We start from the raw sequence: 23,729 nt of genomic DNA, 5'->3' as shown, positions 1-23,729 counted from the left end.
TCATTCGGCCGCGAGCAGCTCCTCGGCGGCTCCGAGATCGACCGAAACAAGGCGGCTGACCCCCTGCTCGATCATGGTGACGCCGTAGAGACGGTCCATGCGGCTCATCGTCACCGCGTTGTGCGTGACGATCAAATAGCGCGTGTCGGTCTCCTTGGTCATCCGCTCGAGCAGGTCGCAGAAGCGCTCGACATTGGCATCGTCGAGCGGCGCGTCGACTTCGTCGAGCACGCAGATCGGCGCGGGGTTGGTGAGGAACAGCGCGAAGATCAGCGCGACCGCGGTCAGCGCCTGCTCGCCACCCGACAGCAAGGTCAGGCGGGTCAGCTTCTTGCCCGGCGGCTGCGCGAAGATCTCCAGCCCGGCTTCGAGCGGGTCTTCGCTGTCGATCAGTTCGAGATGCGCCTGCCCGCCCCCGAATAGGGTGGTGAACAGGCTCTTGAAATGGTCGTTGACCGTCTCGAACGCCGCCAGCAGCCGCGTGCGGCCCTCGCGGTTCAAGTGACCGATCGAGCCGCGCAGCCGCGAGATCGCCTCGCCCAGCTCCTCGCGCTCCTCTGCGCTTGACGCCTGCTCGCCTTCGAGCTCGGCCAGTTCCTGCTCGGCGACGAGGTTGACCGGCCCGATCCGCTCGCGCTCGGCGACCAAGCGGTCATGCTCGCCTTTCTCGTCTTCGGCCTTGTCGAGCGCGTCGAGATCGAACCCGAATTTCTCGGGCAGCATGACGGGCGGGCAGCCGAACGCCTCGCCGGCCGCGCGGGCATGATCGGCGCGGCGCTGTTCGGCAGCTTCGGCGCGCGCCAGCGAACCGGCGCGTCCCTCGCGCGCCGACGCGAACGCCTCGCCCGCATCGGCCAGCACCGCCTCGGCAGCGCGCAATTTCTCATGTGCCTCGCGCTCGGCCTCGCTCGAGGTGCGGATGCGCTCCTCGCTCGCGCCCGAATCCTTTTCCTGCTCGGCGATCCTGGTGCGCAGCTGGCCCGGCACGTCCTTAAGTTCGGCGCGCTCCTGCGTCTGTCGTTCGGCGCGCGCGGCCGTCTGTTCGAGCCGCTTTTCGGCATCGCGCGCACGGGTGCGCCAGTCGCCCTGCTCTCGCCCGGCGGCGGCATGGCGTTCGCGCGCTGCCTGCATCTCGCGCTGCTGGGTCGCGGCAGCCGCGCGCCGTTCGGCGACCTGCTGGCCAGCTGCAGCGGCCATCGAGCGCGCCTTGTCGAGCTTGGCGGCGAGCGCTTCCGGGTCGGGCAGGCGCTTCAATGTGTCGCGCGCTTCTTCGAGCCCCTCGTCCGCGGTCTTCATCAGCGGCTCGAGTTCCTCGCGCCGCTGGACAATGCTTTCCTGGCGACTGGCGATGCGTTCGATCGCGGTCTTCGCCTGGTCCGCAGCGCGCGCCGCCTCGCGCCCGCGCCGCTCGGCCTCGGCCATCGCCTCGCGCGCCGCCTCGCCTGCCTTGCGCTGCGCGTCGACTTGCGCGGCGGCGTCAGCCAGTTGCGCTTCCGCCTTGGCGACCGCCCTCTCCAGCCCCGGCAATTCGCGTCCGATCGCGTCGCTCCGGTTGAGTCGCACCAGCCGCTCGGCGGCTGCCGCGCCGCCGCCGCGCACCACGAACCCGTCCCAACGCCGCATCGTGCCGTCGCGCGTCACGAGCCGCTGGCCGGCCTTCAGGCGCTGCCCGTCGTCGCGGTCGACCACCGCAACCTGCTTGAGCCGGCGTAGCAATTCGCGCGGCGCCTCGACCCGCGCGGCAAGCGGCACCAGCCCGTCGGGGAGCGCGGGATCCTCGCCCTCGCCCGGATCGTCCCAGCGGCGTGGCCCGTCGCCGCCCAGTTCCGCCTCGATATCGTCGCCGAGCGCGGCCGCCAGCGCCTGCTCGTAGCCCGGGGTCGCCTTCAATCCTGCGATCGCACCATGCCCGCCCTCGGACAAGGCCCGCTTGAGCGCCTCGGCCTCCGATTTTGCCGCCGCCAGCGCGGCCTTGGCCGCCGCCAGCGCGCTCTCGGCAGCGTCGCGCGCCTCGACCGCCTTGCCGCGTGCCTTTTCCGCCGCCGCCATGTCGCGCTCGGCCTTCTCGGCGTCCTTGGCTGCGTCCTTCGTCGCCTTCTCGGCCTCGGCAAGCGCCGACTTCTCGTCGCCGCCGTCACCCAGTTCGGCTTCGAGCGAGGCGACCCGGTCGAGATCGGCGCGAATGCGCGCGGCCTGCGCCTCGGCGCTTTCGAGCGAGGCCTTGGCGACGCGGCGTTCGGCGCGCATCGCCGCCTCGCGCGCGAGCAATCCAGCAAGCTCGGCCTCGCGGTCGCTCGCCAAGGTCTCCGCCTTGCCCAGCGCCTCGGCCAATTTCGACGCCTCGTCCTCGCTGCCCGCCAGCCGCTGCTCGATCGCGGCGCGTTCCTCGTCGAGCGCGGCGATGGCGCGTGCGGCATCCTCCTTGAGCGCTTCCTCGCGCGCGGTCTCGGCGGCGAGGTCGGTGTAGGCGCGGTCGAGTTCGGCGATGCGGCGCACCGCCGTGTCATGTTCGGCGCGCAGCGTCGCCAGCCGGTGGGCAAGCTCCTGCCCCGCGCTCCTCGCATTGACCGCCTCGTCGCGCGCGGTGGCGAGCGTCTTGGCCGCCACCGCCTGCGCCTCCTGCGCGGCCTTGCGTTTCGCCTCCAGTTCCCCGACCCGCGCGGCGGCCTTTTCGGCTTCCTCGCGCGCGGCGATCGCGGCGCGGTCGGCATCGCGCCAGGCCGCAGTGATCATCTTGGCTTCGTGATAGCGGATCTGCTCGGTCAGCTTGCGGTAGCGTTCCGCCGCGCGCGCCTGGCGCTTGAGGCTGGCGGCGCGCGCTTCCTGTTCGCCCAGCAGCCGGTCGAGCCGTTCGAGATTGGTCTCGGCGGCGCGCAATTTCTGCTCGGCATCCTTGCGCCGCGCGTGGAGCCCAGAAATGCCCGCCGCTTCCTCGAGCATCTGGCGGCGTTCGGTGGGCTTTGCTGCGATGACCTGCCCGATCTTGCCCTGGCTCACGAGCGCGGGACTGTGCGCGCCGGTCGCCGCGTCCGCGAACAGCAAGGCGACGTCCTTGGCACGAACGTCGCGCCCGTTGAGGCGATAGGCCGAACCCGCGCCGCGCTCGATCCGGCGGGTGACCTCGGTCTCGCCCTGGTCCTCGCCGGCTTCTTCTTCGGTGCGTTCGATGAGGAGGGTGACTTCGGCAAAGTCGCGCTGCGGCCGCGAGGCGGTGCCGGCGAAGATCACATCCTCCATGCCGCCGCCGCGCAGCGACTTGGGGCTGCCTTCGCCCATCACCCAGCGGATCGCTTCCAGAAGGTTGGACTTGCCGCAGCCGTTGGGGCCGACCACACCGGTCAGCCCCGGCTCGATCCTGAGCTCGGACGGCTCGACGAAGCTCTTGAAGCCGCTGAGTTTCAGCCGCCGGAACTTCACCTCGTAGTCACTCCCCCCATCGTCGCGTCATTACCCTCCGACGACCGCCTTGAGCTTGGGCTCGAGGCCCGGCCACTGCGACGCTTCGACCGGCAGCGTGGTCCCGTTGAGGATGAAGGTCGGCGTGCCGTTCACTTCGTGATCGGTGGTCGCGATATTGTTCATCTCGATGAGCTTCTGCACCGCCGCCTCGTCGGCAAGGCAGGCGTCGGCCTTGGCCGGCGACACGCCGCGCTGGGCCACGAACTGCTTGAGCCCCGACTGTTCGGCGATCGTCTTGAACTGGTCGGCCGGGGCCATCGCCTGCACCGCTGCGCGATTGGCGTTGAGATAGTCGGCAGCCTTGCCGAACCAGTCGCGCTGGTTGGCGAACAGTGCCTCGCCGATCGGGAAGAAGCTGCTGTCGGCGCCACAGCGCGCGAGCAGCGACGCGGTCACGTCGACCGGATCGCGGACGTAGTTGCGGAACTCGAACGAGACGCGGCCCGACTTCACATAGGTGTCGACCAGCGGCTTCATGCCGCTTTCCTCGAACTCGGCACAGTGCGGGCAGGTGAAGCTGGCATATTCGACGAGCTTCACGGGCGCGTTGGGGTTGCCCATCAGGTAGCCGCCGTCGGCAGTCTTGGAGACGATCTCGCTCCAGTCGCCGCCGTCGGGGGCGGCGACCGATGCGACGGGGCCTTCGGGCGCGTCGATCTTGCCGGGCTTCTCGGCGTTGCACGCGGTCGCGCCGAGCGCAGCAGCCGTCGCGATCATCAGGGGAATGGACTTCATGGCGTTCACTTACTCCGTTTGGAATTCTGGTTGAGGACGGGCGGACCGTCGGAGGCGGCAAGCCCCGCGGCCAGCGATTCGAGGCAGGCGCGAAGGCCCGGGTCGGCAATCTCGCGCAGCCCTTCGCCCAGTTCCTTGGGCACGGGCTGCGGGCGCGGACGCTCGGGTCGCGGCGCGGGGGCGGGCAGGCGCCCCTGGCGGAACACGACCCGCTCGATCGCGGGATAGCCGAAGAAGGTATTGACCTTGTCGATGATCATCGGCGCAAGGTGCTGGAAGAGCGGGGCCTGCGCGCCTTCGACGAGGAGGGTCAGCGTCCCGCCCGACTTGCGGCCGGCGGGAAAGCGGATCGATTCGGGAAGGCTCGCGCGGGCATATTTCTCGCCCACGATTTCGGGCCAGCGCTGGATCACCGCGCCCTGCACGAATCCGAATTTCTTGAAGGCGAGCCCGGCGATGTCGCCCGCGATCTCGCCCGCGCGCCGGACCTTGCCGATCCGTTCGCTGGTGTCGCCCTTGCCGGCTTTTCGAGAAGCTTGCGCCTTCGTCATCGGCGGAGACCATGCCATAGGCAATGCGTGGGAGCCAATCACCAGAATCGCCTGCTCGAATTTTATCGCGAGAATGCACGCGCGCTGCCGTGGCGCGCGCGGCCCGGGAGCAACGTGCCCGCCGATCCCTACCGCGTGTGGCTTTCCGAGGTGATGCTGCAGCAGACGACGGTGGCGACGGTCACCCCGCGCTTCTCCCGCTTCCTCGAAAAATGGCCGCAAATAGAGGATCTCGCCGCCGCGCCGCTCGAGGACTTGCTCGCCGAGTGGGCGGGGCTCGGCTATTATGCGCGGGCCCGCAATCTCCACGCCTGCGCACGCGCCGTGGTCGCCAATGGCGGCTTTCCCCAAGACGAGGCGGGGCTGCGCGCATTGCCCGGCATCGGCGCCTATACCGCCGCCGCGATCGCCGCGATCGCCTTCGAGCGCGATTCGGTCCCTATCGACACCAATGTCGAGCGCGTCGTCGCGCGGCTCGAGGGCATCGAGGGGCCGCTCGCCGAGACGCGTCCGAAGGTTCACGCCGCCGCGCGTGCGCTGTGGCCCGCGGGCAGGGCTGGCGACTACGCGCAGGCGATGATGGACCTCGGCGCGACCATCTGCCGCCCGAAAAATCCGCGCTGCGACGTTTGTCCGATCTGCGAGGATTGCGCGGCCTTCGCGAGCGGCGACCCCGAAGCGATCCCCGCCCGCAAGGCGAAAAAGGTCCGCCCCGAGCGTCGCGGTACGGCCTGGTGGATCGAGAAGGACGGCGCGGTGTGGCTGGTGCGAAGGCCGGGCAAGGGCATGCTGGGCGGGATGGCGGCGCTGCCTGGCACCTCGTGGGAGGACGGCGCGCCGAACGACATCGACGCCCCCCATGTGCGCCACGTCTTCACCCATTTCGCGCTGACGCTGGCGGTCGAACGCCGCGCCTCCCCGCCCGGCGGCGAGGGTTGGTGGCAGCCGCTGTCCTCGCTCGGCGACGCGGGGCTTCCCACCCTCTACGCCAAGGCCGCCGCGCTGATGACCGGGCAGCCCGTGCGCGCCTGAGCCCGCCCGCGCCCGCGAAGCGCTTGATGAATGGGAATGAGCGCCTTAAAGGGGCGGCCACGCTTTCATTCAATGGCAAGGCCGCACGGGGTTTCATGCAAGACCGTAACAACACGATCGCCGGCTGGGTTCTTTTCGCCGGCATTGTCGCCCTGGGCGCGACGCTGGTGACCGGCGAGGCGTTCCATGGCGAACGTCCCGAGGAAATGGGCTACCCGATCGAGGGCGTCGAAGCCGAAGGCGGCGCAGAAGCGGCCAAGCCGGTCGCCTTCTACCTCGCCAGCGCCGACGCAGCCCGCGGCGAGAATGTCTTCAAGAAGTGCGCGGCCTGCCACAATGCGGCCCCGGGCGGCGCCAATGCGCTCGGCCCCGCGCTCTACGGCACGATGGGCAACGCCATCGCCGGTCACCCGGGCTTCGCCTATTCGGACGCGCTCAAGGGCGTCGGCGGCAGCTGGGATTGGGAAAAGATGGACGCGTGGCTGGCCAGCCCGCGCAACTTCGCGCCCGGCACGAAGATGACCTTCGCAGGCCTCGGCAATCCGCAGGATCGCGCCGACCTGATGATGTATCTCAACCAGCAGACGGCGAGCCCGATCGCGGTGCCGCCGCCGCCGGCAGAGGAAGCCAATGCCGACGCCGAAGCGACCGTCGGTGAGGACGCCGAGAAGGCCGATGACGTCGAGGTGCTGACCGAAGCCGAATCGGAAACGGGTGCGGGTTCGAGCGGCGGCCCCGAGGTTCCCGAAGCCGAGTAAGGGTTGGCGGCGATGGTCAGCTCGAAAGCCACGACCGTCGCCGACTATCTCGCCGAGCTGCCGGACGAGCGGCGCGCGGTCATTTCCGACATTCGAGACCGCGTCAACGCGGCCATTCCCGCGGGCTATCGCGAGACGATGGCATGGGGGATGATCACGTGGGAAGTGCCGCTCGAGGTGAGCGGGCCGACCTACAACAAGAAGCCGCTGATGTACGCCGCGCTCGCCGCGCAGAAGAACCACAACGCGCTCTACCTGACCTGCGCCTATGCCGAGCCCGAGCGCTACGCGCGGCTCGAACAGGCGTTCGAAGAAGCCGGCCTCAAGTTCGACATGGGCAAGAGCTGCCTGCGCTTCAAAGGCGCGGAAGAGCTTGCCTGGGACGCGATCGCCGACGAACTCGCCACGTCGAGCCCGGAAGAATTCGTCGCCTATACCGATGAAGCGCGCGCCAGCGGGCGGCGCTGCTGATCCTTAGGGCTGGTGGGCGCAGGCGTCGTAGACGCGGCACACTTCCGTCCAGGCATCCTCCGCCGTCTCGCACCAGGTGATGAGATCGAGGTCGTGCTTGGAGATCGTACCTTCGAGCGCGAGCGCGTCGAAGTCGAACACGCGGTCCCAAAACTCTTCCTTGCCGAACACGAGGATCGGGATCGGGCGCGTCTTGCCGGTCTGGATGAGGGTGAGCAGTTCGAACAGTTCGTCGAACGTGCCGAACCCGCCCGGGAACACCGCGACCGCGCGCGCGCGCATCAGGAAGTGCATCTTCCTCAGCGAGAAATAGTGGAACTGGAAGGAGAGGTCCGGGGTGACATATTCGTTGGGCAGCTGCTCGTGCGGGAGCACGATGTTGAGCCCGACCGATTCCTTGCCCTCGTCATGCGCGCCGCGATTGGCCGCTTCCATGTAGCTGGGGCCGCCGCCCGAGCAGACGACGAAGTGACGCTCGCCATCCTCGCCGACCGGATAGGTGCTGGCGATGCGCGCGAGCTTGCGTGCCTCGTCATAATATTTCGACTTGGCGACGAGGCGCTCGGCGACCTTCCTGTCCCAATCGGTCTCGGCCCTTTCGAGCAGTTCCTTCGCCTTGGCCGGTTCGGGGACGCGCGCCGAGCCGTACATCACGAATAGCGAGGCGATATTCGCCTCGTTCATGAGCAATTCGGGCTTGAGGAGCTCGAGCTGGAAGCGGACAGGCCTCAGATCGTCGCGCAGCAGGAAATCGGTGTCCTGGAAGGCGAGCTTGTAGGCCTCGCTCTCGGTCTGCGGGCTGGTCGGCACCGTCCTGGCGGCGGCGGCGTCGGTCTTCGAGGAGGGGAAGATCGGATCGGAAGGCTTGTGATGATCGGACATGGAGGCCCGCTTAGCCGCTCGCCCCATGACTGACTAGACAAACTTGGCGCAAGGGAGCGGGCCGGCGCCGCTCCCTTGCTGTGCGCGCCTGCTAGGCCTCGACGTCGCTACGGCGAGACCAGTCGAGATTGCGGGTGACGTACATCACCGCGGCCAGCGCCATGAAGATGAGCAGCGAGCCGATCAGCAGCGCATAGGCCTCGAGACCGAGGAGGATGTAGAGCATCGCGTAGAGGATGCCGAGCATCGCGCCGACGATGCCTGCGCGGCGCCAACTGCCGAGCACCGCGGCGAGATAGGCGACGACCAGCCCGATGATCGCGAGGCTGGCGACGAGGTAGGCGGAAGCGAAGCCGATCACCTCGGCAAAGGCGAGCAGCAGCACGAAGAACAGCACCAGCGCCGCGCCGACGAGGAGGTAGGCGACCCCCGCGATGCGCCGACCGCCGACGATGTCGAACATTAAGAGCGCAAGGAAGGTGAAGCCGATGTGCAGGAAGCCGTATTTGGTCGCGCGGTTGACCCGCGAATAGAGGTCGACCGGCTGGATCAGCTCGACCACCGCGAGGTTGCCCTCGGGGCCCGCGCGCATCTCCGGCATCGGAACGCCGCGCTCGCGCTGGCCGTCGGTCGCGACCAGCGACTTGCCGAGCGCGAGGTTGCCGATCCGCCAGGTCGCGGTGAACCCGCGTTCGGAGACGCCGCGATCCTCGGGCAGGAAGCTGCCGGTGAAGCTGGGATGCGGCCACGGCGATGTCACCTTCCAGCGCGTCTCGCCCGCCACCGGGTCGAGGCCGATGGCGCGATTGCCGCGAACGGTGAAGGCGAACTCGGTCTCGAGCGGGCCGCTGCGCAGCGCGCTCGCATCGATGAAGGCAAAGAAGCCCGTGCCGCCGTCGCTGCCGCCGCCCGGCTGGAGGCGGACCGCCTCGCCGCCGACTGAGACGGTCGGGTTGGCGCCGAGGCCGCGCGGGTCGGCGATGCCGAAGCGCAGTTCGGCGCGCTCGAGCAGCAGGTCTTCGGGCGCGATCCCATAGCGGTCCAGGTCGCGCGGGAAGGCGAAGCGCGCGTTGCCTTTGGCCTCGGTCTCGTAGACCACCGCCTCGTAGATCGAACGCGAGCGGCGCTCGGGATCGACCGCGGTGTCGAGGTCGAGCAGTTCTGGGGCGAGCGTCATCTCGAGCACGACGTTGCGCGTCGTCGTCACGCGGCGTCCGTTCTCGACCACCGATTCTTCTCGGGTCGCGCGGTACGGGATGGCGATCAGCGGGCCGGTCAGCGTTTGCGAGCCGCCCCACCCTTGCGTGATCGATTCCTCGGCCGTGCGCGATTGGCTCTGCCGGTCGTAGACCAGCGCCCAGACCGAGAAGAGCGGGATGGCGAGGAGCGCGCCGATGAGGATGGCGATGACCAGTTTCGCCTGCGGGGTCCGCTCACTCCGGCTACGCAATTCGATCGCCATTCATCCCTCCATTCGTCGCTATTTTTGCACGGTTCAACGACTCATCTACAGAAATGCACGGTTCGTCGTCAAGTTCCACGGCTGATTGCGCACGGAAAAGAGTGCGCCACCAAGGTGACGCGCCTCAATGAACCGCTGGTGAGCAGCTAGGCCATCGCCCTGGTTTCGACGCTGAAAGTCTCGTCGACCCCGTCGGCGTGCGGGGCAAACCCTAGCTATCTGGCGTTAGGAGCAACTCATCCTTCGCCTTGGGCGGCAGCGGCTGCGGGTTGAGGAGGACCGGCGAAACGTCGTCGGCCTTGGGCGGCAGCGGCTGCGGGTTGAGCAGGACCGGCGAAACGTCGTCGGCCTTGGGCGGCAACGGCTGCGGGTTGAGCTGGACCGGCGAAACGTCGTCGGCCTTGGGCGGCAGCGGCTGCGGGTTGAGCAGGACCGGTGCCGGATCGTTGACCGGCTGACGAACGTCGACAGTCGCGACCGATGCGACCGGAAGGGCAGGCCCGACCTTGCCGCATATATTCGGACGCTCGCGGCGTGCGGCGTGAGCGCCGGTCGGCTTGGCGGCGACGCGCTGGCCGCAGCGGTCCTGCGCGACGGGCACGGTCTCCTGTGCCTGTAGAATTGTTGCCGCAAGCGTCCCTAGCAGGATCGCGAGTATTGCACGGAGAATGTTCATGTGACGTCTCCCCGAATTATTTCACGATCGGGCCTGGCGCATCCATGCGACGAGAAGCCGCCGCGCGATTGTCGGCTTTCACCTTGTCGCGGCGGGCAGGTGGCACGCATACGAAGTCCTCGGCGATTGCTTCACGCCAGACGAACCCGCTCAGACAGGGCTGCGGAGCCATCGTTGGCGCGCTCGCGCAGGCCGATGGATTGATACAGACGGAAGATAGCTGGACGACGCGCTTGTCCAGCGGGACCGTTCTCTCACCCGCAAGCTGCTTGTCGACCTTGACCTGCGCACGTTCTTCCGGGGTGACGCACACCAGGTCGTCGGACTTGATCTGTCGCCAGACGAAGCCGCTCTGGCAGCGATTGTCGACGATCTTGTCTCCTGTCCCGAGCAGGACGAGGAACATGTCGCCGGGAGCGTAGCGCGTCTCGATCACGCCGAAGCCGCGATTGCACGCCGCCGCACGTAGCGGCGCGAGCACCGTGTCGGGAACTGCCGCGGCGAAGCCCCGGTCGCTCTGCAGCGCGTTGCGCAATTTCCCTTCGAGCAATCCATCGACGAGCGGATAGACGAATTCGACGATGTCCCCGGTGACGTTTTGCCCTTTGGGCGCGGAGATGTTGGTCACGAGAACCGAGCCCTGAACCTGCGGATCGCACAGAGATCCGGGTCGCGGCATTGCCAGCGAGGCGACGACTTTGATGTCGAACGTCACCGAAAGGCGCGGATCCATCGACTGCGAAATGACCGGTGCAGTGACGTTCGTGGTGAACCGGTTGCCGATCAGGTCGAGATGGATCGCGAGCGTATCGGTCCCGGCAAAATAGGCGCGCGCCCGGCACGGCGCGATATCGGTACGGTACCGGACGAGCGTGAAATCCGATCCGGCCTGGCGGTGCAGCTCGCCGTTCGCCTGGACCACGGCATCATTGATCGCGTCCTGAATGACAGGACGCTGATTGTCGAATGCGGCACACAGACTCTCTTGCGAGAGGAGCGACGCAGAATCGAACAATACCTGCGGTGGGGCTTCGATACGCAGCCCGTTCACCGACGTGCCAGGACCGAAGCCCTGCGAGGCCGCGACTTGAGCGGGAAATCCGAGCGAGAGAACCAGGAACGGCAAGAAGCGAAGGAAATGCATGACCATTGCAGGTCTCCAACACGCCTGAGTCGCATGACTTATAGGTGTTATTGATCTGTATTGCATCCACATTCGGCGCATTTGCCAGTAGCGCACACGAAAAAGGGCGCGCCACCAAGGTGACGCGCCCCGATGAACCGCTGGTGAGCGGTCCTTAGTAGACCCGCTTCTTGGGTTCGATATAGCCGATGTCGTCGGTCAGCGTGTAGTCGTGGACCGGGCGGTAATCGATCTTGGTATTGCCGCCCTTGCCGCCCCAGCCGTCGACCCAGATGAGCGAGTGTTTCATCCAGTTCGCGTCGTCGCGATCGGGATAATCTTCGTGCATGTGCGCGCCGCGGCTTTCCTTGCGGTTGGCGGCGAGGTGCATCGTCGCCTTGGCCTGGCCGAGCATGTTGTCGAGCTCGAGCGTTTCGACGAGGTCGCTGTTCCAGATGAGCGAGCGGTCGGAAACGCGCACGTCCTGCATCCGGGTGAACACCTTGTCGATCCGCTCGACGCCCTCGGCGAGGGTGCGCTCGGTGCGGAACACCGCGCAGTCCGACTGCATGGTGCGCTGCATCTCGTCGCGGATCTCGGCGGTCGAGCTGCCGCCCTCAGCGTGACGGAACGTGTCGAGCCGGGTCAGCGCCAGTTCGCTGTCGGCATCCGTGATCTTGGCCTGCGGCGCGCCGGGCTTGATGATCTCGGCGAGGCGATGCCCCGTCGCACGGCCGAACACGACGAGATCGATGAGGCTGTTCGAGCCGAGGCGGTTGGCGCCGTGGACCGAGACGCAGGCCGCCTCCCCCACCGCGAACAGGCCGGGCACGACCGCGTCGGGGTTCCCGTCCTTCAACGTCACGACTTCGCCGTGATAATTGGTCGGGATCCCGCCCATGTTGTAGTGCACCGTCGGCACGACCGGGATCGGCCCGCGCGTCATGTCGACGCCCGCGAAGATCTTCGCGGTTTCGGTGATGCCGGGGAGCCGCTCGGCGAGGATCGCCGGGTCGATATGGTTGAGGTGCAGGTAGATGTGGTCCTTGTGCTCGCCCACCCCGCGGCCTTCGCGGATTTCCATCGCCATCGAACGCGACACGACGTCGCGCGAGGCGAGGTCCTTGGCGCTCGGCGCATAGCGTTCCATGAAGCGCTCGCCCTCGGCGTTGGTGAGGTAGCCGCCCTCGCCGCGCGCGCCCTCGGTGATGAGCACGCCTGCGCCATAGATGCCGGTCGGGTGGAACTGGACGAATTCCATGTCCTGCAACGGGAGCCCCGCACGCAGCACCATCGCGTTGCCGTCACCGGTGCAGGTGTGCGCGGAAGTCGCCGAGAAATAGCAGCGCCCGTAGCCACCGGTCGCGAGCACCACGGCCTGCGCGCGGAAGCGGTGGATCGACCCGTCGTCGAGGCACAGCGCGACCAACCCCTTGCACTCGCCGTCCTCCATGATGAGGTCGAGCGCGAAATATTCGATGAAGAAGTCGGCGTCGTACTTGAGGCTCTGCTGGTAGAGCGTGTGAAGCATGGCGTGGCCGGTGCGGTCGGCCGCCGCGCAGGTGCGCTGCGCCGCCGGGCCCTGCCCCATGTTCTGCGTCATCCCGCCGAACGCGCGCTGGTAGATCTTGCCGTCCTCGGTGCGGCTGAACGGCAGGCCGGCATGTTCGAGTTCATAGACCGCAGCGGGCGCCTCGCGGCACAGATATTCGATCGCGTCCTGGTCGCCGAGCCAGTCGGAGCCCTTGACGGTATCGTACATGTGCCAGGTCCAGTGGTCCGGCCCCATGTTGCCGAGCGAAGCGGCGATGCCGCCCTGCGCCGCGACGGTGTGGCTGCGGGTCGGGAAGACCTTGGTCACGCAGGCCGTCTTGAGGCCCTTCTCGGCCGCGCCCATGGTCGCGCGAAGGCCCGAGCCCCCGGCGCCGACGACGACGACATCGTAGACATGGTCGATGATCTTGTAGGCGCTCATGGGTCAGGCGGCTCCGAAGGCGATCTTGGCCAGGGCGAACAGCGCCAGCGCGGCGCCGCCGATCGCGGCCATGGTGAGGATGAAGTGAAGGGCAATGCGGTTGCCCTCGTGATGTACATAGTCGTCGACGACGACCTTGAGCCCGTCGAGGCCGTGCATGAAGGCAGTGATCACGAACAGCGCCATCGGCACCGCGCCCATCGGGCTGCGCAGATATTCCGCAAGCGTGCGCTGGTCGAGGTCGGGCAGCATGAGCAGCGAAGCGAGCAGCCAGGCCGACAGCAGCAACAATGCGACCGCACCGAAGCGTTCGGCCAGCCAGTGATTGCCGCCCTCGTGCGCGCTGCCGAGGCCGCGCACCTTGCCGAGCGGGGTGGAAGACTTGCCCGTGCTCATCACAGCATCCCCATGAACATCGCCCAGCTGAGCGCGGTGAAGAAGAGAGAGGCAGCGATCGTCATCACCGCCCAGAAGCGATTGACCTTGAGCTCGTAGCCCGCGCCGATGTCGAGGACGAGATGGCGTAGGCCGGAGAAGAGGTGCTGCCAGAAGGCCCAGGTCAGGCCGACGAGCACCAGCATGCCGAGCGGATGGGTGGCCGCCGCGACGAAGCGCGCGTGACCCGCCGCATCGCCCGACAGCGCCACCAGCCACCATACGAGGATGGCCAGCCCCGCCACGGTCAGCGCGCCGCCCGTGATGCGGTGCAGGATCGAGACCAGCATGTGCGGTCCCCACTTCCAGATGGTGAGATGCGGCGACAGCGGTCGCGGATGCTTTGGAGTCATGAATTTCCTCTTTCCCCGTCGGGCGCCGCCCCGCTTAGGCAAGGCGCGCCAAAGAGGCAAGATCGTGTGCCACGGCTAACCCGCCCTTAACCATTTCAGGGCAAGGAGGAAGCCAAGCGTAAACCCCACCAGTGTGAAGAGGGCTCAGACAAGGACATGGCGACCGTGATTCAGGGTGACAGCATGGGCGAATACGATCTCAAGCGCGGACTTCGGTTCTACGACCTTACCGACGACTTGGCCGACAGGGCCAAGCGCCTCTACGCGGCCATCGAGGGTGCGGAGCACGAAATGGCGCGCGAATTCTGGCGCCGCTACGCCAAGTCGCCCGAGATCACCGACGCATTTCCCGAGGAAAAAATCGAGCGGCTGGCCGACAAGATCGTGCCCTATATCCGCAACAAGTTCCTCGGCATCGCCGAAGAGGAGTGGATCCTCCAGTCGCGCGACTATGTCGAAAACGCCTTGAAGGGCGGGGTTAGCCTGTCGACGCTGCTCGCGGGCGTATCGGCCGAGACCGAGGCCGCCTTCATCGCCATCCGCAGCGCCGACATTTCCGAAGAGGATATCGTGCTGTTCGCGCGCACCCTGTCGGAAGTCCAGGCGATCGAGATCGACTGCTTCATCCACTACGCCATCGCCATGACCCGCCGCGAGAGCGAGATGCTCCAGTCGCGCCAGGCCAGCGAATTCAACGACAAGGTCTTGGGCGTCGTCCAGAACTGCACGACCGAGAGCGAGGCCTTGAAGAGCCAGGCCCAGTCGACCGCCGCCTCGGCGCGCGGCATGCTCGGTAAGACCAGCGAAGTCGCTGCTGCTGCCGAACAGTCGGCCGTCGCGATGCGCGAAGCGGCACAGACCGCTGCCGGCCTCATCCGCGCCATCGAGGATGCGCGGGGCGAAGTGGAAGGCGCTGCCGACGTCGCCAGCCGCGCAGGCGCGCAGGCGATGGACGCGGTGACCGTCAGCCAGGCGCTGTCGGGCCATGTCGAGGCGATCGAATCGATCCTCGGCCTCATCCGCGACATTGCCGGCCAGACCAACCTCCTCGCGCTCAACGCCACCATCGAGGCGGCGCGTGCGGGCGATGCGGGCCGCGGCTTCGCGGTCGTCGCGCAGGAAGTGAAGTCGCTCGCCAGCCAGACGGCGCGCGCGACCGACGACATCACCACCAAGATCGCCGCGATTATCACGGCGACCAAGCAGACCGTCGACAGCAATGCCTCGATCCAGAAGACGGTCGAGGAAGTGCAGTCGTCGGCGGAGAAGATTCGCCAGGCGATGGAAGCGCAGGCCCAGACGGTGACCACCATCACCGCCGCGGTCGACGAGACGGCGCTCGCCGCCGATTCGATGAGCACCACCATCGCCGCCATCCGCGAAGATACCGAAAACGTCGCCAAGGACATCGACAGCGTCGAGCAGGGCTTCGGTCGCTTCTCGCAGCAGATCGCCGCCTTCCGCGACACGACGAGGGACTTCATCGCCCGCTTTGCCGCCTGACGGGCGGCTCGGCGGGCCCCTCGGGGGGGACTGACCAATGGGCCGGAACGAGACTGGATTGCAGCCGCTGAGCGACCAGCAGGTCGCCAACCGCGTCGACGCCTACCTGGCGGACGGACGCTTCACTGCTGCCCATGCGCGTATCTGGCCCGCCCTTGAAGACGAGATCCGCGGTGCCGCCAGCGAGACGCTCGGCGAGATCGGCGAGAATTTCGTCGCGCGCCTGTTCACCGGGCCGGTCGATGCCGACTGGATCCGCAGCGTCGGCGAGATCGGCCAAGCCATCTTCCTCGACGGGACCAGCGTGCCGCACTGGAACGTCAAGCGCGTCGCGATGACCCGCAGGATGCTCGAAGCCGCCGACGCACGCTGCGGCGGCGACGCGCCCGCGATCCGCGACGCGATCCTCACCACCATGCTCTATTCGGCCGACATCATCCTCGCACAGGTCGCGGTGTGCGAAGCGCACCAGGCCGCCGAGGAACGCGGCGCGCATGGCGATACTTTCCAGGAACGCGTTCGCGCCATCAGCGCGCGGGCGACCGATAAGGCGCGCGCGGTGCTCGGCAAGGCCAACGCCACGTCCGCCTCGGCACGCGGCATGCTCGGCAAGACCAGCGAAGTCGCCGCCGCCGCGGAGCAGTCGGCGGTCGCGATGCGCGAGGCCGCGCAGACCGCTGCCGGGCTCATCCGCGCGATCGAACAGGCCCGCGAGGAAGTCGAGGGCGCGGCCGGGATCGCGCACCGCGCCGGCGAGGAAGCGCGCGACGCGGTTGCCACGTCCGAGGCGCTGTCGGGCCATGTCGAGGCCATCGAATCGATCCTCGGCCTCATCCGCGACATCGCCGGGCAGACCAACCTCCTCGCGCTCAACGCCACCATCGAGGCGGCGCGCGCGGGCGATGCGGGCCGCGGCTTCGCGGTCGTCGCGCAGGAAGTGAAGTCGCTCGCCAGCCAGACGGCGCGCGCGACCGACGACATTACCGCCAAGATCGCCGCGATCACCGAGGCCACGCGCCGCACCGTCGCCGGCAACGCGTCGATCGAACGCACCGTGCGCGAGGTCGAGAAGTCCGCGGAAGGGATCCGCAAGGCGATGGAAGCGCAGGCGCAGACGGTCACGACCATCACCGCGGCGGTCGACGAGACCGCGCTCGCCGCCGACTCCATGAGTTCGACCATCGGCGCGATCCGAGAGGACACCGAACAGGTCGCCAGCGACATCGACAGCGTCGAGAAGGAATTCGGCGACTTCACCCGCCAGATGGACGATTTCTCCAGCGCCAGCGCCGAATTCGCCGCCAACGTCGCGCGCTGACCCCTTCCCCAATCGTGCCTGCCCGGTCTAGGGCTTTGCGATGCACATCCTCCTCACCGGAGCCAGCCGCGGCATCGGCGCGGCGACCTACCAGGCGCTGAGCGCTGCAGGACATCGATTGGCCGGCCAGTCGACGAGGGGCGGCAACGGCCTCATCGCTGCCGATTTTGCCGACAAGGACGCGCCGCGCCGCCTGTTCGAGGACGCGTTCCACGCGCTCGACGGGCGGATCGACGTGCTGATCAACAATGCCGGCATCTTCGAACCCGTCGCCGACAATGCGGGGGACGAGGACTGGCACGGGGCCTGGGGCCGCACGCTGCAGGTCAACCTGCAGGCCGCCGCCGACCTGTCGCGTCTCGCCATCGCCCACTGGCGCAGCCGCATCGACCTTGGCGACCGGCCGGAGGGGCGCATCGTCAACGTCGCCAGCCGCGCCGCCTATCGCGGCGACAGTCCCGAGCACTGGCATTATGCCGCCTCCAAGGGCGCCATGGTCGCGATGACCAAGTCGATCGCGCGCGGCTACGCGAGGGAGAACATCCTCGCCTTCGGGGTCTGCCCCGGCTTCACCATGACCGGCATGGCCGAGGACTATCTCGACAGCCGTGGCGGCCCCTCCTTGCTCGCCGACATCCCGCTGGGGCGCGTCGCCTCGCCGCAGGAAGTCGCCGAGACCATCCGCTGGCTCGCCCTCGACGCCCCGCCGTCGGCGACCGGCACCATCCTCGACGTCAATGGAGCCAGCTATGTTCGCTAGGATTACGCTTGCCGCCGCCGCATTTTCGCTGGCTGCCGCCCTGTCCGCGCCCGCCGAGGCGAAGCCCGCCAAGCCCGAAGAATGGGCCGCGGCCTGCGGGGATTGGGACGAATGGGCCAAGCCCGCGCCGCCGGTGCACGTCTTCGCCAACGTCTACCAGGTCGGCACGTGCGGGATCAGCGCGATCCTCATCACCGGCTCGGTGCCCGAGGGGATGAATTACGGCGGCAAGGAAAAGCATATCCTGATCGACGGCGGCCCGGCCGAGGCGGCCGACCTCGTCCTTGCCAATATCGAGCAGGCGGGCTTCGACCCCGAGGGCATCCACGTCATCCTCTACAGCCACGAACATCTCGACCATGTCGGCGCGCTGGCGAAGATCCGGCAGGACGCGAAGGCGGCGCTCTACGCGCATCCGCGCGCGCTGACCGTGATGCAGACCGGCGAGACCGCCAAGGACGACCCGCAATACGGCGCGATCGACAATTTCCCGGGCGCGCGGGTCAGCGCCCCGTTGCGCGACGGACAGACGATCGGCGTTGCCGACAACGTCATCCGCGTCCTCTTCACCCCCGGCCACACCAAGGGCGCGATGAGCTACACGTGGCGCGCCTGCGACTATGAGGACTGCAAGACCATCGTCTATGCCGACAGCCTGTCGGCGGTCAGCGCCGAGGGCTATCGCTTCACCGACCACCCCGAAGTGGTCGCCGACTTGCGCCGCTCGATCGCGCTGGTCGGGTCGCTCGAATGCGACATCCTCCTCACCCCGCACCCCTCCGCCAGCGAAATGCGCGACCGCTTCGCCGGCACCCGGCCGCTGGTCGATCCGACCGCGTGCAAGGCCTACGCCGACGCCGCACTCGCCAAGCTCGAAGCGCGCATCGCCAAGGAGCAAGGCGGGCAATGAGCTGGCGAGTCACGCTCGATTGCTCGAAGGCGGAAGCCGAGGCGGTCTCGGTCGACGGCGACGCGCTGTTCGCGCTCCACGACAGCCCGCCGGTGCTGGTCGCCGAGGAACCCGACGCCAACCAGCCCGAAGAGTGGCGCCTCCACGCCTATTTCGACCATGAGCCGACCACGCAGGAGCTGGTGCTGCTCAAGCGCCTCGCCGCCCACGGCGAACCCGAGGTCGAACATCTGCCCGACACGACCGACTGGGTGTCGATCAGCCAGGCCGGGCTCGATCCGATCCGCACCGGGCGCTTCTTCGTCCATACCCCGCTCCACTTCCGGGACCGACCCGACGACACGATCAATTTCGAAATCGACGCGGGGCTCGCCTTCGGCACCGGCCAGCACGACACGACCGCGGGCTGCCTCGCCGCGCTCGACCGGCTCGAGACGTCGGGGCGGCGATTTGCCAACATCGCCGACATCGGTACCGGCACCGGCCTCCTCGCCTTCGCCGCGCTGGCGCTGTGGCCCGAAGCCAAGGGCATCGCGACCGACATCGATCCGGTCGCGGTCGCGGTGAGCGAGGAGAATGCACAGATCAACGGGGTGACCATCGGGCACGGTGCGGGCGAACTGCTGCTCGCGACCGCCGACGGGATGGATCATCCGATGCTGCAGGCGCGCGCGCCGTTCGACCTCCTCATCGCCAACATCCTTGCCGGCCCGCTGCAGGAACTCGCCCCGGGCTTCGCCGCCGCGCTCGCCCCGGGCGGCGTCGTGGTGCTCGCGGGCCTCCTCGACACGCAGGCCGACGCGGTCATCGGCGCCTACCAGGCGCAAGGCCTGACGCTGCTCGAAGGCGGCGACGGCGAATGGCGCGTGCTGGTGCTGGAGAAGCCGGCCTAGGCCTTCGCCACCTCGGCGAGCCATTCCTCTTCGGTCATGGTGCGCACGCCCATTTCCTGCGCCTTCTTGAGCTTGGAGCCCGCGCCGGGCCCAGCGACGAGGAGGTCGGTCTTCTTCGAAACCGATCCCGCCGCCTTGGCGCCCATGCGTTCGGCCTGCGCCTTGGCCTCGTCGCGGCTGACGCTTTCCAGCTTGCCGGTGAAGACGATGGTCTTGCCGCTCCATGCGGTGTCCTGGACGTCCGACACGTAGTCGGCGGGCGCTGCGCGTTCGAGCAGGCGCGCGACTTCCTCGCGATTATGCTCCTCGTGGAAGAAGTCGACGACCGCCTGCGCGACCACTTCGCCCACGCCATCGACCGCGCTCAGTTGCACGATCGCGTCGTCGCTTCGCGCGACCCGTTCGAGCGTCGCGACATTGGTGAAGGCCTTCATCAGGTCCTTCGCGGTGACCGCGCCGACATGGCGGATGCCCAAGCCGAACAGGAAGCGGCCCGGGTCGAACCCGCGCCTGGCGTCGATCGCGGCAAGCAAATTGTCGACCGACTTCTCCTGCCAGCCCTCACGGCCCAGCAGGGCGTCGCGATGGTCGCGGAGGATGAAGATGTCCGAGGGCTTCTCGACCCAGCCGAGCGCGAGGAATTCCTCGAGGCTTTTCGCGCCGAGCCCGTCGATATCCATCGCCCCGCGGCTGACGAAATGTTTGAGGCGCTCGAACCGTTGGGCGGGGCAAATGAGGCCGCCGGTGCAGCGCACGTCGACCTCGCTTTCCTCCGCGACCGCCTCGGAGCCGCATTCGGGGCAATGATCGGGGAAGATGTAGGGCGCGCGCTTCTCGTCGCGGGTGAGATTCTCCACCACCTGCGGGATGACGTCGCCCGCGCGCTGGATCCTGACCCGGTCGCCGACGCGCAGGCCCAGCCGGTCGATCTCGTCGCGATTGTGGAGCGTGACGTTGGAGACGATGACGCCGCCCACGCCGACCGGCGCCAACCGCCCGACCGGGGTCAGCTTGCCCGTGCGCCCGACCTGGATGTCGATCGCCTCGAGGGTGGTTTCGGCCTGCTCGGCCGGGAACTTGTGCGCCAGCGCCCAGCGCGGGGCGCGCGCGACCTGGCCGAGACGGTGCTGCCAGTCGAGCCGGTCGACCTTGTAGACAACGCCGTCGATGTCATAGGGCAGCGCGCCGCGTTCACGCCCGATCGTCTCGTAGACGCCCAGCGCCTGCTCGACCGTCTCGCAGCGCGTGAAATGGTCGGCGACGGGGAAGCCCAGCTCCTCCAGCCAGCGCACCATCGCTTCCTGCGTCGGCTTGGGCTCGGCGGAAATCTCGCCCCAGCCGTGCGCGAAGAAACGCAGGGGCCGCGCCGCGGTGACGCTGGCGTCCTTCTGGCGGAAGCTGCCCGCAGCAGCATTGCGCGGGTTGGCGAAGATCTTGCCCCCCAGTTCCTCCTGCCGCGCGTTGAGCGCCGCGAAATCGTCCTTGGCCATGTAGACCTCGCCGCGCACCTCGAGCACGGGCGGCGCGTCTTCGAGCACCTGCGGGACGTCGGAGATCGTGCGCGCATTGGCGGTGACGTCCTCCCCCACGCTCCCGTCCCCGCGCGTGGCGGCGAGCACCAGCCTGCCGTCCTCGTAGCGCAACGAACAGGACAGGCCGTCGATCTTGGGTTCGGCGGTCAGCACGACCGGCTCGTCCGGCCCGAGTGACAGGAAGCGCCGCATGCGCCCGACGAAATCGCGCACTTCCTCGTCCGAGAAGGCGTTGTCGAGGCTGAGCATCGCCTGCGCGTGCGTGACCTTGGACAGCGGCGAGGACGGCGTGTGTCCGACCTTCCGCGACGGGCTGTCGTCGCGCACGAGATGCGGGAAGGCGGCTTCCAGCGCGCGGTTCTCCGCGACGAGCGCGTCGTAATCCGCGTCGGAAATCTCCGGATCGTCGCGGTCGTGGTAGAGTTTGTCGTGCTTCGCGATCTCGCGCGCCAGCCGCATCAGCCGATTGGCGGCCTCGGCCTCTGACAGGGTATCGGGGTCCACTAGCGCATCGTCTCCGCGAGCAGGTCGCAGAAGCTGTCCCAGCTGCGCGAGGCGGCATTGGCATTGTGCGCGACCCCGTCGATGCCGAGCTTGGATGCGTTGGGGTTCGTGAAGGCGTGGCCGACGCCGCCATAGGCATGGATCTGCCAGTCGCACGCGCCCTGTTCGGTCAGCTCCTGCCCCAGCGCGACGACATCGGCAGGCGGCGCCATCGGGTCGTCCCAGCCGTGGAAGACCGCGACCTTGGGCTTGATTTTCCGCGTGCCGAAATCGGGAATCTTGAGCAGGCCGTGGAAGCTGCCGGCGACCTGGAAATCGGCGCCCGAGCGCGCGAGGTCGAGCGTGCACAGCCCGCCGAAGCAGAAGCCCATCACCGCGACCTTGGTGCCATCGATACTGTCCTGCGCCTTGGCGAAATCGAGGATCGCCTGCTGCTGTTTCACGTAGGCGCCGCGGTCTTCCATCTTGGCGTTCATCGTATCGAACGCCTTCTGCTTGTCCTCATCCTTGCCGACGTCGAGGCCGATCATGTCCTTGCCGAAAATGTCGGCGACCAGCACCGAATAGCCGAGATCGACCAGCCGCCCGGCATAGTCCTCCTCGACCGCCGCGCGGTTGGCGAAGCTCGGCAGGATCACGACGCCCGGACGCGCCTGCCCCGAGCCGTCGTCCATCACCAGGTGGAGCAGTTCGGTGCCATCGTAGGTCTGGCTCGTCTCGGCGGTGTTGATCATGCTGCCTCCATCAATTTCGCGGCCTGCGCGCGGGCTTCGTCGGTAATGTCGGCCCCCGAAAGCATACGCGCGATTTCCTCGCGCCGTTCCTCGTCCGACAGGCGCGACACCGAGGTGCGCGTCACCTGCCCGTCGCTCGCCTTGGCAATCCGGTAATGATGCCTGGCGCGTGCGGCCACCTGCGGCGAATGGGTGACGACCAGCACCTGCGCATCGCCCGCCAGCCGCGCCAGTCGCTCGCCGATCGCGCTTGCTACCGCGCCGCCGACGCCGCGATCGATCTCGTCGAAGATGATCGTTCCGGCATGACCGACCTCGGCCAGCGCGACCTTGAGCGCGAGAATAAAGCGCGACAATTCGCCGCCCGAGGCGATCTTGGACAAGGGGCCGAACGGTGCGCCGGGATTGGTCGAGATGGTGAAGCCGACATGGTCGCAGCCCGAGGGTCCGGGCTCGGCACCGCCGATGTCGGTGCGGAAGCGCGCCGCATCGAGCTTGAGCGGGACCAGTTCGGCCTCCACCCTGGCGTCGAGCGTCTGCGCCGCCTTCACGCGGGCCTCGTGAACCCGGGCGGCCTCGGCATCGTAGGCGCCCTGCGCCGCGTCGATCGCCTTTTCGAGTGCTGCGAGCCGTTCGGCACCGGTCGAGACCCGTTCGAGCTTGGCCTGCATTTCGGCGAGAAGGCCGGGCAGCGCATCGGGATCGACCCGGTGCTTGCGCGCGAGCCCGCGGATCGCGAACAGCCGCTCTTCCGCCGAGTCGAGATCGGTCGGGCTGTGCATGAGGTCGCGCCGCGCCTCGAGAATCTTCTCCTCCGCCGCGTCCGCCTCGATGATCGCGCGGTCGGTTGCCGACAGCGCCTCGGCCAGACCGGGATGGACTTCGGAAATGCGCTGCAGCCGCCGCGCCGCCTGGCGCATCTGCGACAGCGCGCCTTCGGCCCCCGACAGGAGCGGGTCGAGCGCATCGAGATCTTCCTCGATTCGGGCCGCGTCCTTCATCCGCTGGCGCATCGAGGCGAGTTCCTCCTCCTCGCCCACCTGCGGCGCGAGCGCTTCGAGCTCCCCCACCGCATGGTCGAGAAAATCGCGATCGGCTTCGGCGGCGTCGACTTCGGCGCGGGCTTCCTCGAAGGCCTCGCGCGCCGCGCACAGGGCGCGCCACGCGCTTGCGACCGACGCGGTATCGATCCGCCCGAATTCGTCGAGTAGGCGGCGATGGCCTTTGGGATCGAGCAGCCCGCGCTCGTCATGCTGGCCGTGGATCTCGACCGCCGCCTCGCCGACTTCGCGCAAGGTGCGCGCGGCGACCGCGCTGCCCGACAGGCTTGCGCGGCTGCCGCCGTCAGCCTTGACCGTGCGCTTGAGGATGATGGGTTCGCCGTGCTCGCGCTCGATGCCCTCGTCGTCGAGCGCGGCGAGCGCAGGATGGTCGCCCGGAAGCTCGATCTCGGCGCTGGCCTCGGCGCGCTCGGCACCGCTTCTCACCAGCGCACTGTCGGCGCGGCGGCCCAGCGCGAGGCCGAGCGCGTCGAGCAGGATCGACTTGCCCGCCCCGGTTTCGCCGGTGAGCACGGTCAGCCCGTCCTCGAACTCCAGTTCCAGCCGCTCGACGAGGACCACATCGCGGATGGCGAGTTGCCTCAGCATGGCGGCCCGGGTCT

Annotated in this window: 21 protein-coding genes; 8 read left to right on the top strand and 13 right to left on the bottom strand. The window is 68.1% G+C overall.

Annotated elements, in window-relative coordinates:
* The 3 genes from NNY25_RS03175 to NNY25_RS03165 are packed head-to-tail and all read right to left on the bottom strand — an operon-like array spanning position 1 to position 4,745.
* Positions 1–3,417 carry a chromosome segregation SMC family protein gene (locus NNY25_RS03175; protein ID WP_265569905.1) on the bottom strand — a complete coding sequence of 1,139 codons (3,417 nt, stop codon included), beginning with the start codon at positions 3,415–3,417 and terminating at the stop codon, positions 1–3.
* A gap of 30 nt (positions 3,418–3,447) precedes the next feature.
* Positions 3,448–4,194, bottom strand: a complete 747-nt coding sequence (locus NNY25_RS03170) for a thioredoxin domain-containing protein (protein ID WP_265569904.1) — start codon at positions 4,192–4,194, stop codon at positions 3,448–3,450.
* 5 nt (positions 4,195–4,199) lie between these two features.
* Positions 4,200–4,745, bottom strand: coding sequence for a DUF721 domain-containing protein (locus NNY25_RS03165; RefSeq protein ID WP_265569903.1), 546 nt, complete (start codon positions 4,743–4,745; stop codon positions 4,200–4,202).
* Between the two features lie 27 nt (positions 4,746–4,772).
* Here NNY25_RS03165 and NNY25_RS03160 point away from each other — a divergent pair, with 27 nt between their 5' ends.
* From NNY25_RS03160 to NNY25_RS03150, 3 genes are all read left to right on the top strand, one after another.
* Positions 4,773–5,777 (top strand): A/G-specific adenine glycosylase, encoded by a 1,005-nt coding sequence (locus NNY25_RS03160; RefSeq protein WP_265569902.1) that lies wholly within the window; start codon positions 4,773–4,775, stop codon positions 5,775–5,777.
* Positions 5,778–5,872: 95 nt separating this feature from the next.
* Entirely contained in the window at positions 5,873–6,535 is a 663-nt protein-coding gene (locus tag NNY25_RS03155; protein ID WP_265569901.1) for a c-type cytochrome, read from the top strand.
* A 12-nt stretch (positions 6,536–6,547) separates the two neighbouring features.
* Positions 6,548–7,006: a DUF1801 domain-containing protein gene (locus tag NNY25_RS03150; RefSeq protein WP_265569900.1), complete on the top strand. Its 459-nt coding sequence runs from the start codon at positions 6,548–6,550 to the stop codon at positions 7,004–7,006.
* A gap of 3 nt (positions 7,007–7,009) precedes the next feature.
* Here NNY25_RS03150 and NNY25_RS03145 read toward each other — a convergent pair whose 3' ends face one another.
* The 7 genes from NNY25_RS03145 to sdhC all read right to left on the bottom strand — a co-directional run bounded on the left by NNY25_RS03145 (position 7,010) and on the right by sdhC (position 13,912).
* Positions 7,010–7,888, bottom strand: coding sequence for an LOG family protein (locus NNY25_RS03145; protein ID WP_265569899.1), 879 nt, complete (start codon positions 7,886–7,888; stop codon positions 7,010–7,012).
* Between the two features lie 91 nt (positions 7,889–7,979).
* Positions 7,980–9,350, bottom strand: a complete 1,371-nt coding sequence (gene creD, locus NNY25_RS03140) for a cell envelope integrity protein CreD (protein ID WP_265569898.1) — start codon at positions 9,348–9,350, stop codon at positions 7,980–7,982.
* Positions 9,351–9,561: 211 nt separating this feature from the next.
* Positions 9,562–10,026 (bottom strand): hypothetical protein, encoded by a 465-nt coding sequence (locus NNY25_RS03135; protein WP_265569897.1) that lies wholly within the window; start codon positions 10,024–10,026, stop codon positions 9,562–9,564.
* 16 nt (positions 10,027–10,042) lie between these two features.
* Entirely contained in the window at positions 10,043–11,152 is a 1,110-nt protein-coding gene (locus NNY25_RS03130) for a hypothetical protein (RefSeq protein WP_265569896.1), read from the bottom strand.
* Positions 11,153–11,324: 172 nt separating this feature from the next.
* Positions 11,325–13,124 carry a succinate dehydrogenase flavoprotein subunit gene (gene sdhA, locus NNY25_RS03125; protein WP_265569895.1) on the bottom strand — a complete coding sequence of 600 codons (1,800 nt, stop codon included), beginning with the start codon at positions 13,122–13,124 and terminating at the stop codon, positions 11,325–11,327.
* Between the two features lie 3 nt (positions 13,125–13,127).
* Positions 13,128–13,520, bottom strand: a complete 393-nt coding sequence (gene sdhD / locus NNY25_RS03120) for a succinate dehydrogenase, hydrophobic membrane anchor protein (RefSeq protein ID WP_265569894.1) — start codon at positions 13,518–13,520, stop codon at positions 13,128–13,130.
* Complete coding sequence (sdhC, locus tag NNY25_RS03115) at positions 13,520–13,912, bottom strand: succinate dehydrogenase, cytochrome b556 subunit (protein WP_265569893.1); 393 nt, start codon at positions 13,910–13,912, stop codon at positions 13,520–13,522. Before sdhC ends, sdhD begins: the two co-directional genes overlap by 1 nt.
* 156 nt (positions 13,913–14,068) lie before the next feature.
* Here sdhC and NNY25_RS03110 point away from each other — a divergent pair, with 156 nt between their 5' ends.
* From NNY25_RS03110 to NNY25_RS03090, 5 genes are read left to right on the top strand one after another with little or no spacing between them, the layout of a single operon-like run.
* Positions 14,069–15,415 carry a methyl-accepting chemotaxis protein gene (locus tag NNY25_RS03110; protein ID WP_265569892.1) on the top strand — a complete coding sequence of 449 codons (1,347 nt, stop codon included), beginning with the start codon at positions 14,069–14,071 and terminating at the stop codon, positions 15,413–15,415.
* A gap of 37 nt (positions 15,416–15,452) precedes the next feature.
* Positions 15,453–16,733 carry a methyl-accepting chemotaxis protein gene (locus NNY25_RS03105; protein ID WP_265569890.1) on the top strand — a complete coding sequence of 427 codons (1,281 nt, stop codon included), beginning with the start codon at positions 15,453–15,455 and terminating at the stop codon, positions 16,731–16,733.
* 40 nt (positions 16,734–16,773) lie between these two features.
* Positions 16,774–17,493: an SDR family NAD(P)-dependent oxidoreductase gene (locus tag NNY25_RS03100; protein ID WP_265569889.1), complete on the top strand. Its 720-nt coding sequence runs from the start codon at positions 16,774–16,776 to the stop codon at positions 17,491–17,493.
* Positions 17,483–18,403, top strand: coding sequence for a subclass B3 metallo-beta-lactamase (gene bla / locus NNY25_RS03095; protein WP_265569888.1), 921 nt, complete (start codon positions 17,483–17,485; stop codon positions 18,401–18,403). Before NNY25_RS03100 ends, bla begins: the two co-directional genes overlap by 11 nt.
* A complete protein-coding gene (locus NNY25_RS03090) occupies positions 18,400–19,296 on the top strand; it encodes a 50S ribosomal protein L11 methyltransferase (RefSeq protein ID WP_265569887.1) in 897 nt (298 codons plus the stop codon). Before bla ends, NNY25_RS03090 begins: the two co-directional genes overlap by 4 nt.
* Here NNY25_RS03090 and ligA read toward each other — a convergent pair.
* From ligA to recN, 3 genes are read right to left on the bottom strand one after another with little or no spacing between them, the layout of a single operon-like run.
* On the bottom strand, positions 19,293–21,287 hold the full coding sequence (gene ligA, locus NNY25_RS03085; RefSeq protein ID WP_265571449.1) for an NAD-dependent DNA ligase LigA: 1,995 nt from the start codon (positions 21,285–21,287) through the stop codon (positions 19,293–19,295). The genes NNY25_RS03090 and ligA overlap by 4 nt on opposite strands.
* 44 nt (positions 21,288–21,331) lie before the next feature.
* Positions 21,332–22,066 carry a dienelactone hydrolase family protein gene (locus NNY25_RS03080; RefSeq protein WP_265569886.1) on the bottom strand — a complete coding sequence of 245 codons (735 nt, stop codon included), beginning with the start codon at positions 22,064–22,066 and terminating at the stop codon, positions 21,332–21,334.
* The gene (gene recN, locus NNY25_RS03075) at positions 22,063–23,715 is read right to left on the bottom strand and encodes a DNA repair protein RecN (protein ID WP_265569885.1); all 1,653 of its coding nucleotides are present in this window, start codon (positions 23,713–23,715) and stop codon (positions 22,063–22,065) included. Before recN ends, NNY25_RS03080 begins: the two co-directional genes overlap by 4 nt.
* Between the last annotated feature and the right edge of the window lie 14 nt (positions 23,716–23,729).

Source organism: Sphingomicrobium nitratireducens (assembly GCF_026157035.1).
Lineage (GTDB): Bacteria > Pseudomonadota > Alphaproteobacteria > Sphingomonadales > Sphingomonadaceae > Sphingomicrobium > Sphingomicrobium nitratireducens.
The sequence above is the reverse complement of the archived record's forward strand: the minus strand, read 5'-3'. Positions and strand labels throughout refer to the sequence as shown.

Coding starts and splice junctions, on each gene's coding strand:
- sdhA (WP_265569895.1), bottom strand. CDS start 13,124: ATGAGCGCCTACAAGATCATCGACCATGTCTACGATGTCGTCGTCGTC.
- NNY25_RS03150 (WP_265569900.1), top strand. CDS start 6,548: ATGGTCAGCTCGAAAGCCACGACCGTCGCCGACTATCTCGCCGAGCTG.
- NNY25_RS03105 (WP_265569890.1), top strand. CDS start 15,453: ATGGGCCGGAACGAGACTGGATTGCAGCCGCTGAGCGACCAGCAGGTC.
- NNY25_RS03170 (WP_265569904.1), bottom strand. CDS start 4,194: ATGAAGTCCATTCCCCTGATGATCGCGACGGCTGCTGCGCTCGGCGCG.
- NNY25_RS03135 (WP_265569897.1), bottom strand. CDS start 10,026: ATGAACATTCTCCGTGCAATACTCGCGATCCTGCTAGGGACGCTTGCG.
- bla (WP_265569888.1), top strand. CDS start 17,483: ATGTTCGCTAGGATTACGCTTGCCGCCGCCGCATTTTCGCTGGCTGCC.
- NNY25_RS03145 (WP_265569899.1), bottom strand. CDS start 7,888: ATGTCCGATCATCACAAGCCTTCCGATCCGATCTTCCCCTCCTCGAAG.
- NNY25_RS03110 (WP_265569892.1), top strand. CDS start 14,069: ATGGCGACCGTGATTCAGGGTGACAGCATGGGCGAATACGATCTCAAG.
- ligA (WP_265571449.1), bottom strand. CDS start 21,287: ATGCGGCTGGCGCGCGAGATCGCGAAGCACGACAAACTCTACCACGAC.
- sdhC (WP_265569893.1), bottom strand. CDS start 13,912: ATGACTCCAAAGCATCCGCGACCGCTGTCGCCGCATCTCACCATCTGG.
- sdhD (WP_265569894.1), bottom strand. CDS start 13,520: ATGAGCACGGGCAAGTCTTCCACCCCGCTCGGCAAGGTGCGCGGCCTC.
- recN (WP_265569885.1), bottom strand. CDS start 23,715: ATGCTGAGGCAACTCGCCATCCGCGATGTGGTCCTCGTCGAGCGGCTG.
- NNY25_RS03100 (WP_265569889.1), top strand. CDS start 16,774: ATGCACATCCTCCTCACCGGAGCCAGCCGCGGCATCGGCGCGGCGACC.
- NNY25_RS03155 (WP_265569901.1), top strand. CDS start 5,873: ATGCAAGACCGTAACAACACGATCGCCGGCTGGGTTCTTTTCGCCGGC.
- NNY25_RS03090 (WP_265569887.1), top strand. CDS start 18,400: ATGAGCTGGCGAGTCACGCTCGATTGCTCGAAGGCGGAAGCCGAGGCG.
- NNY25_RS03080 (WP_265569886.1), bottom strand. CDS start 22,066: ATGATCAACACCGCCGAGACGAGCCAGACCTACGATGGCACCGAACTG.
- NNY25_RS03165 (WP_265569903.1), bottom strand. CDS start 4,745: ATGACGAAGGCGCAAGCTTCTCGAAAAGCCGGCAAGGGCGACACCAGC.
- creD (WP_265569898.1), bottom strand. CDS start 9,350: ATGGCGATCGAATTGCGTAGCCGGAGTGAGCGGACCCCGCAGGCGAAA.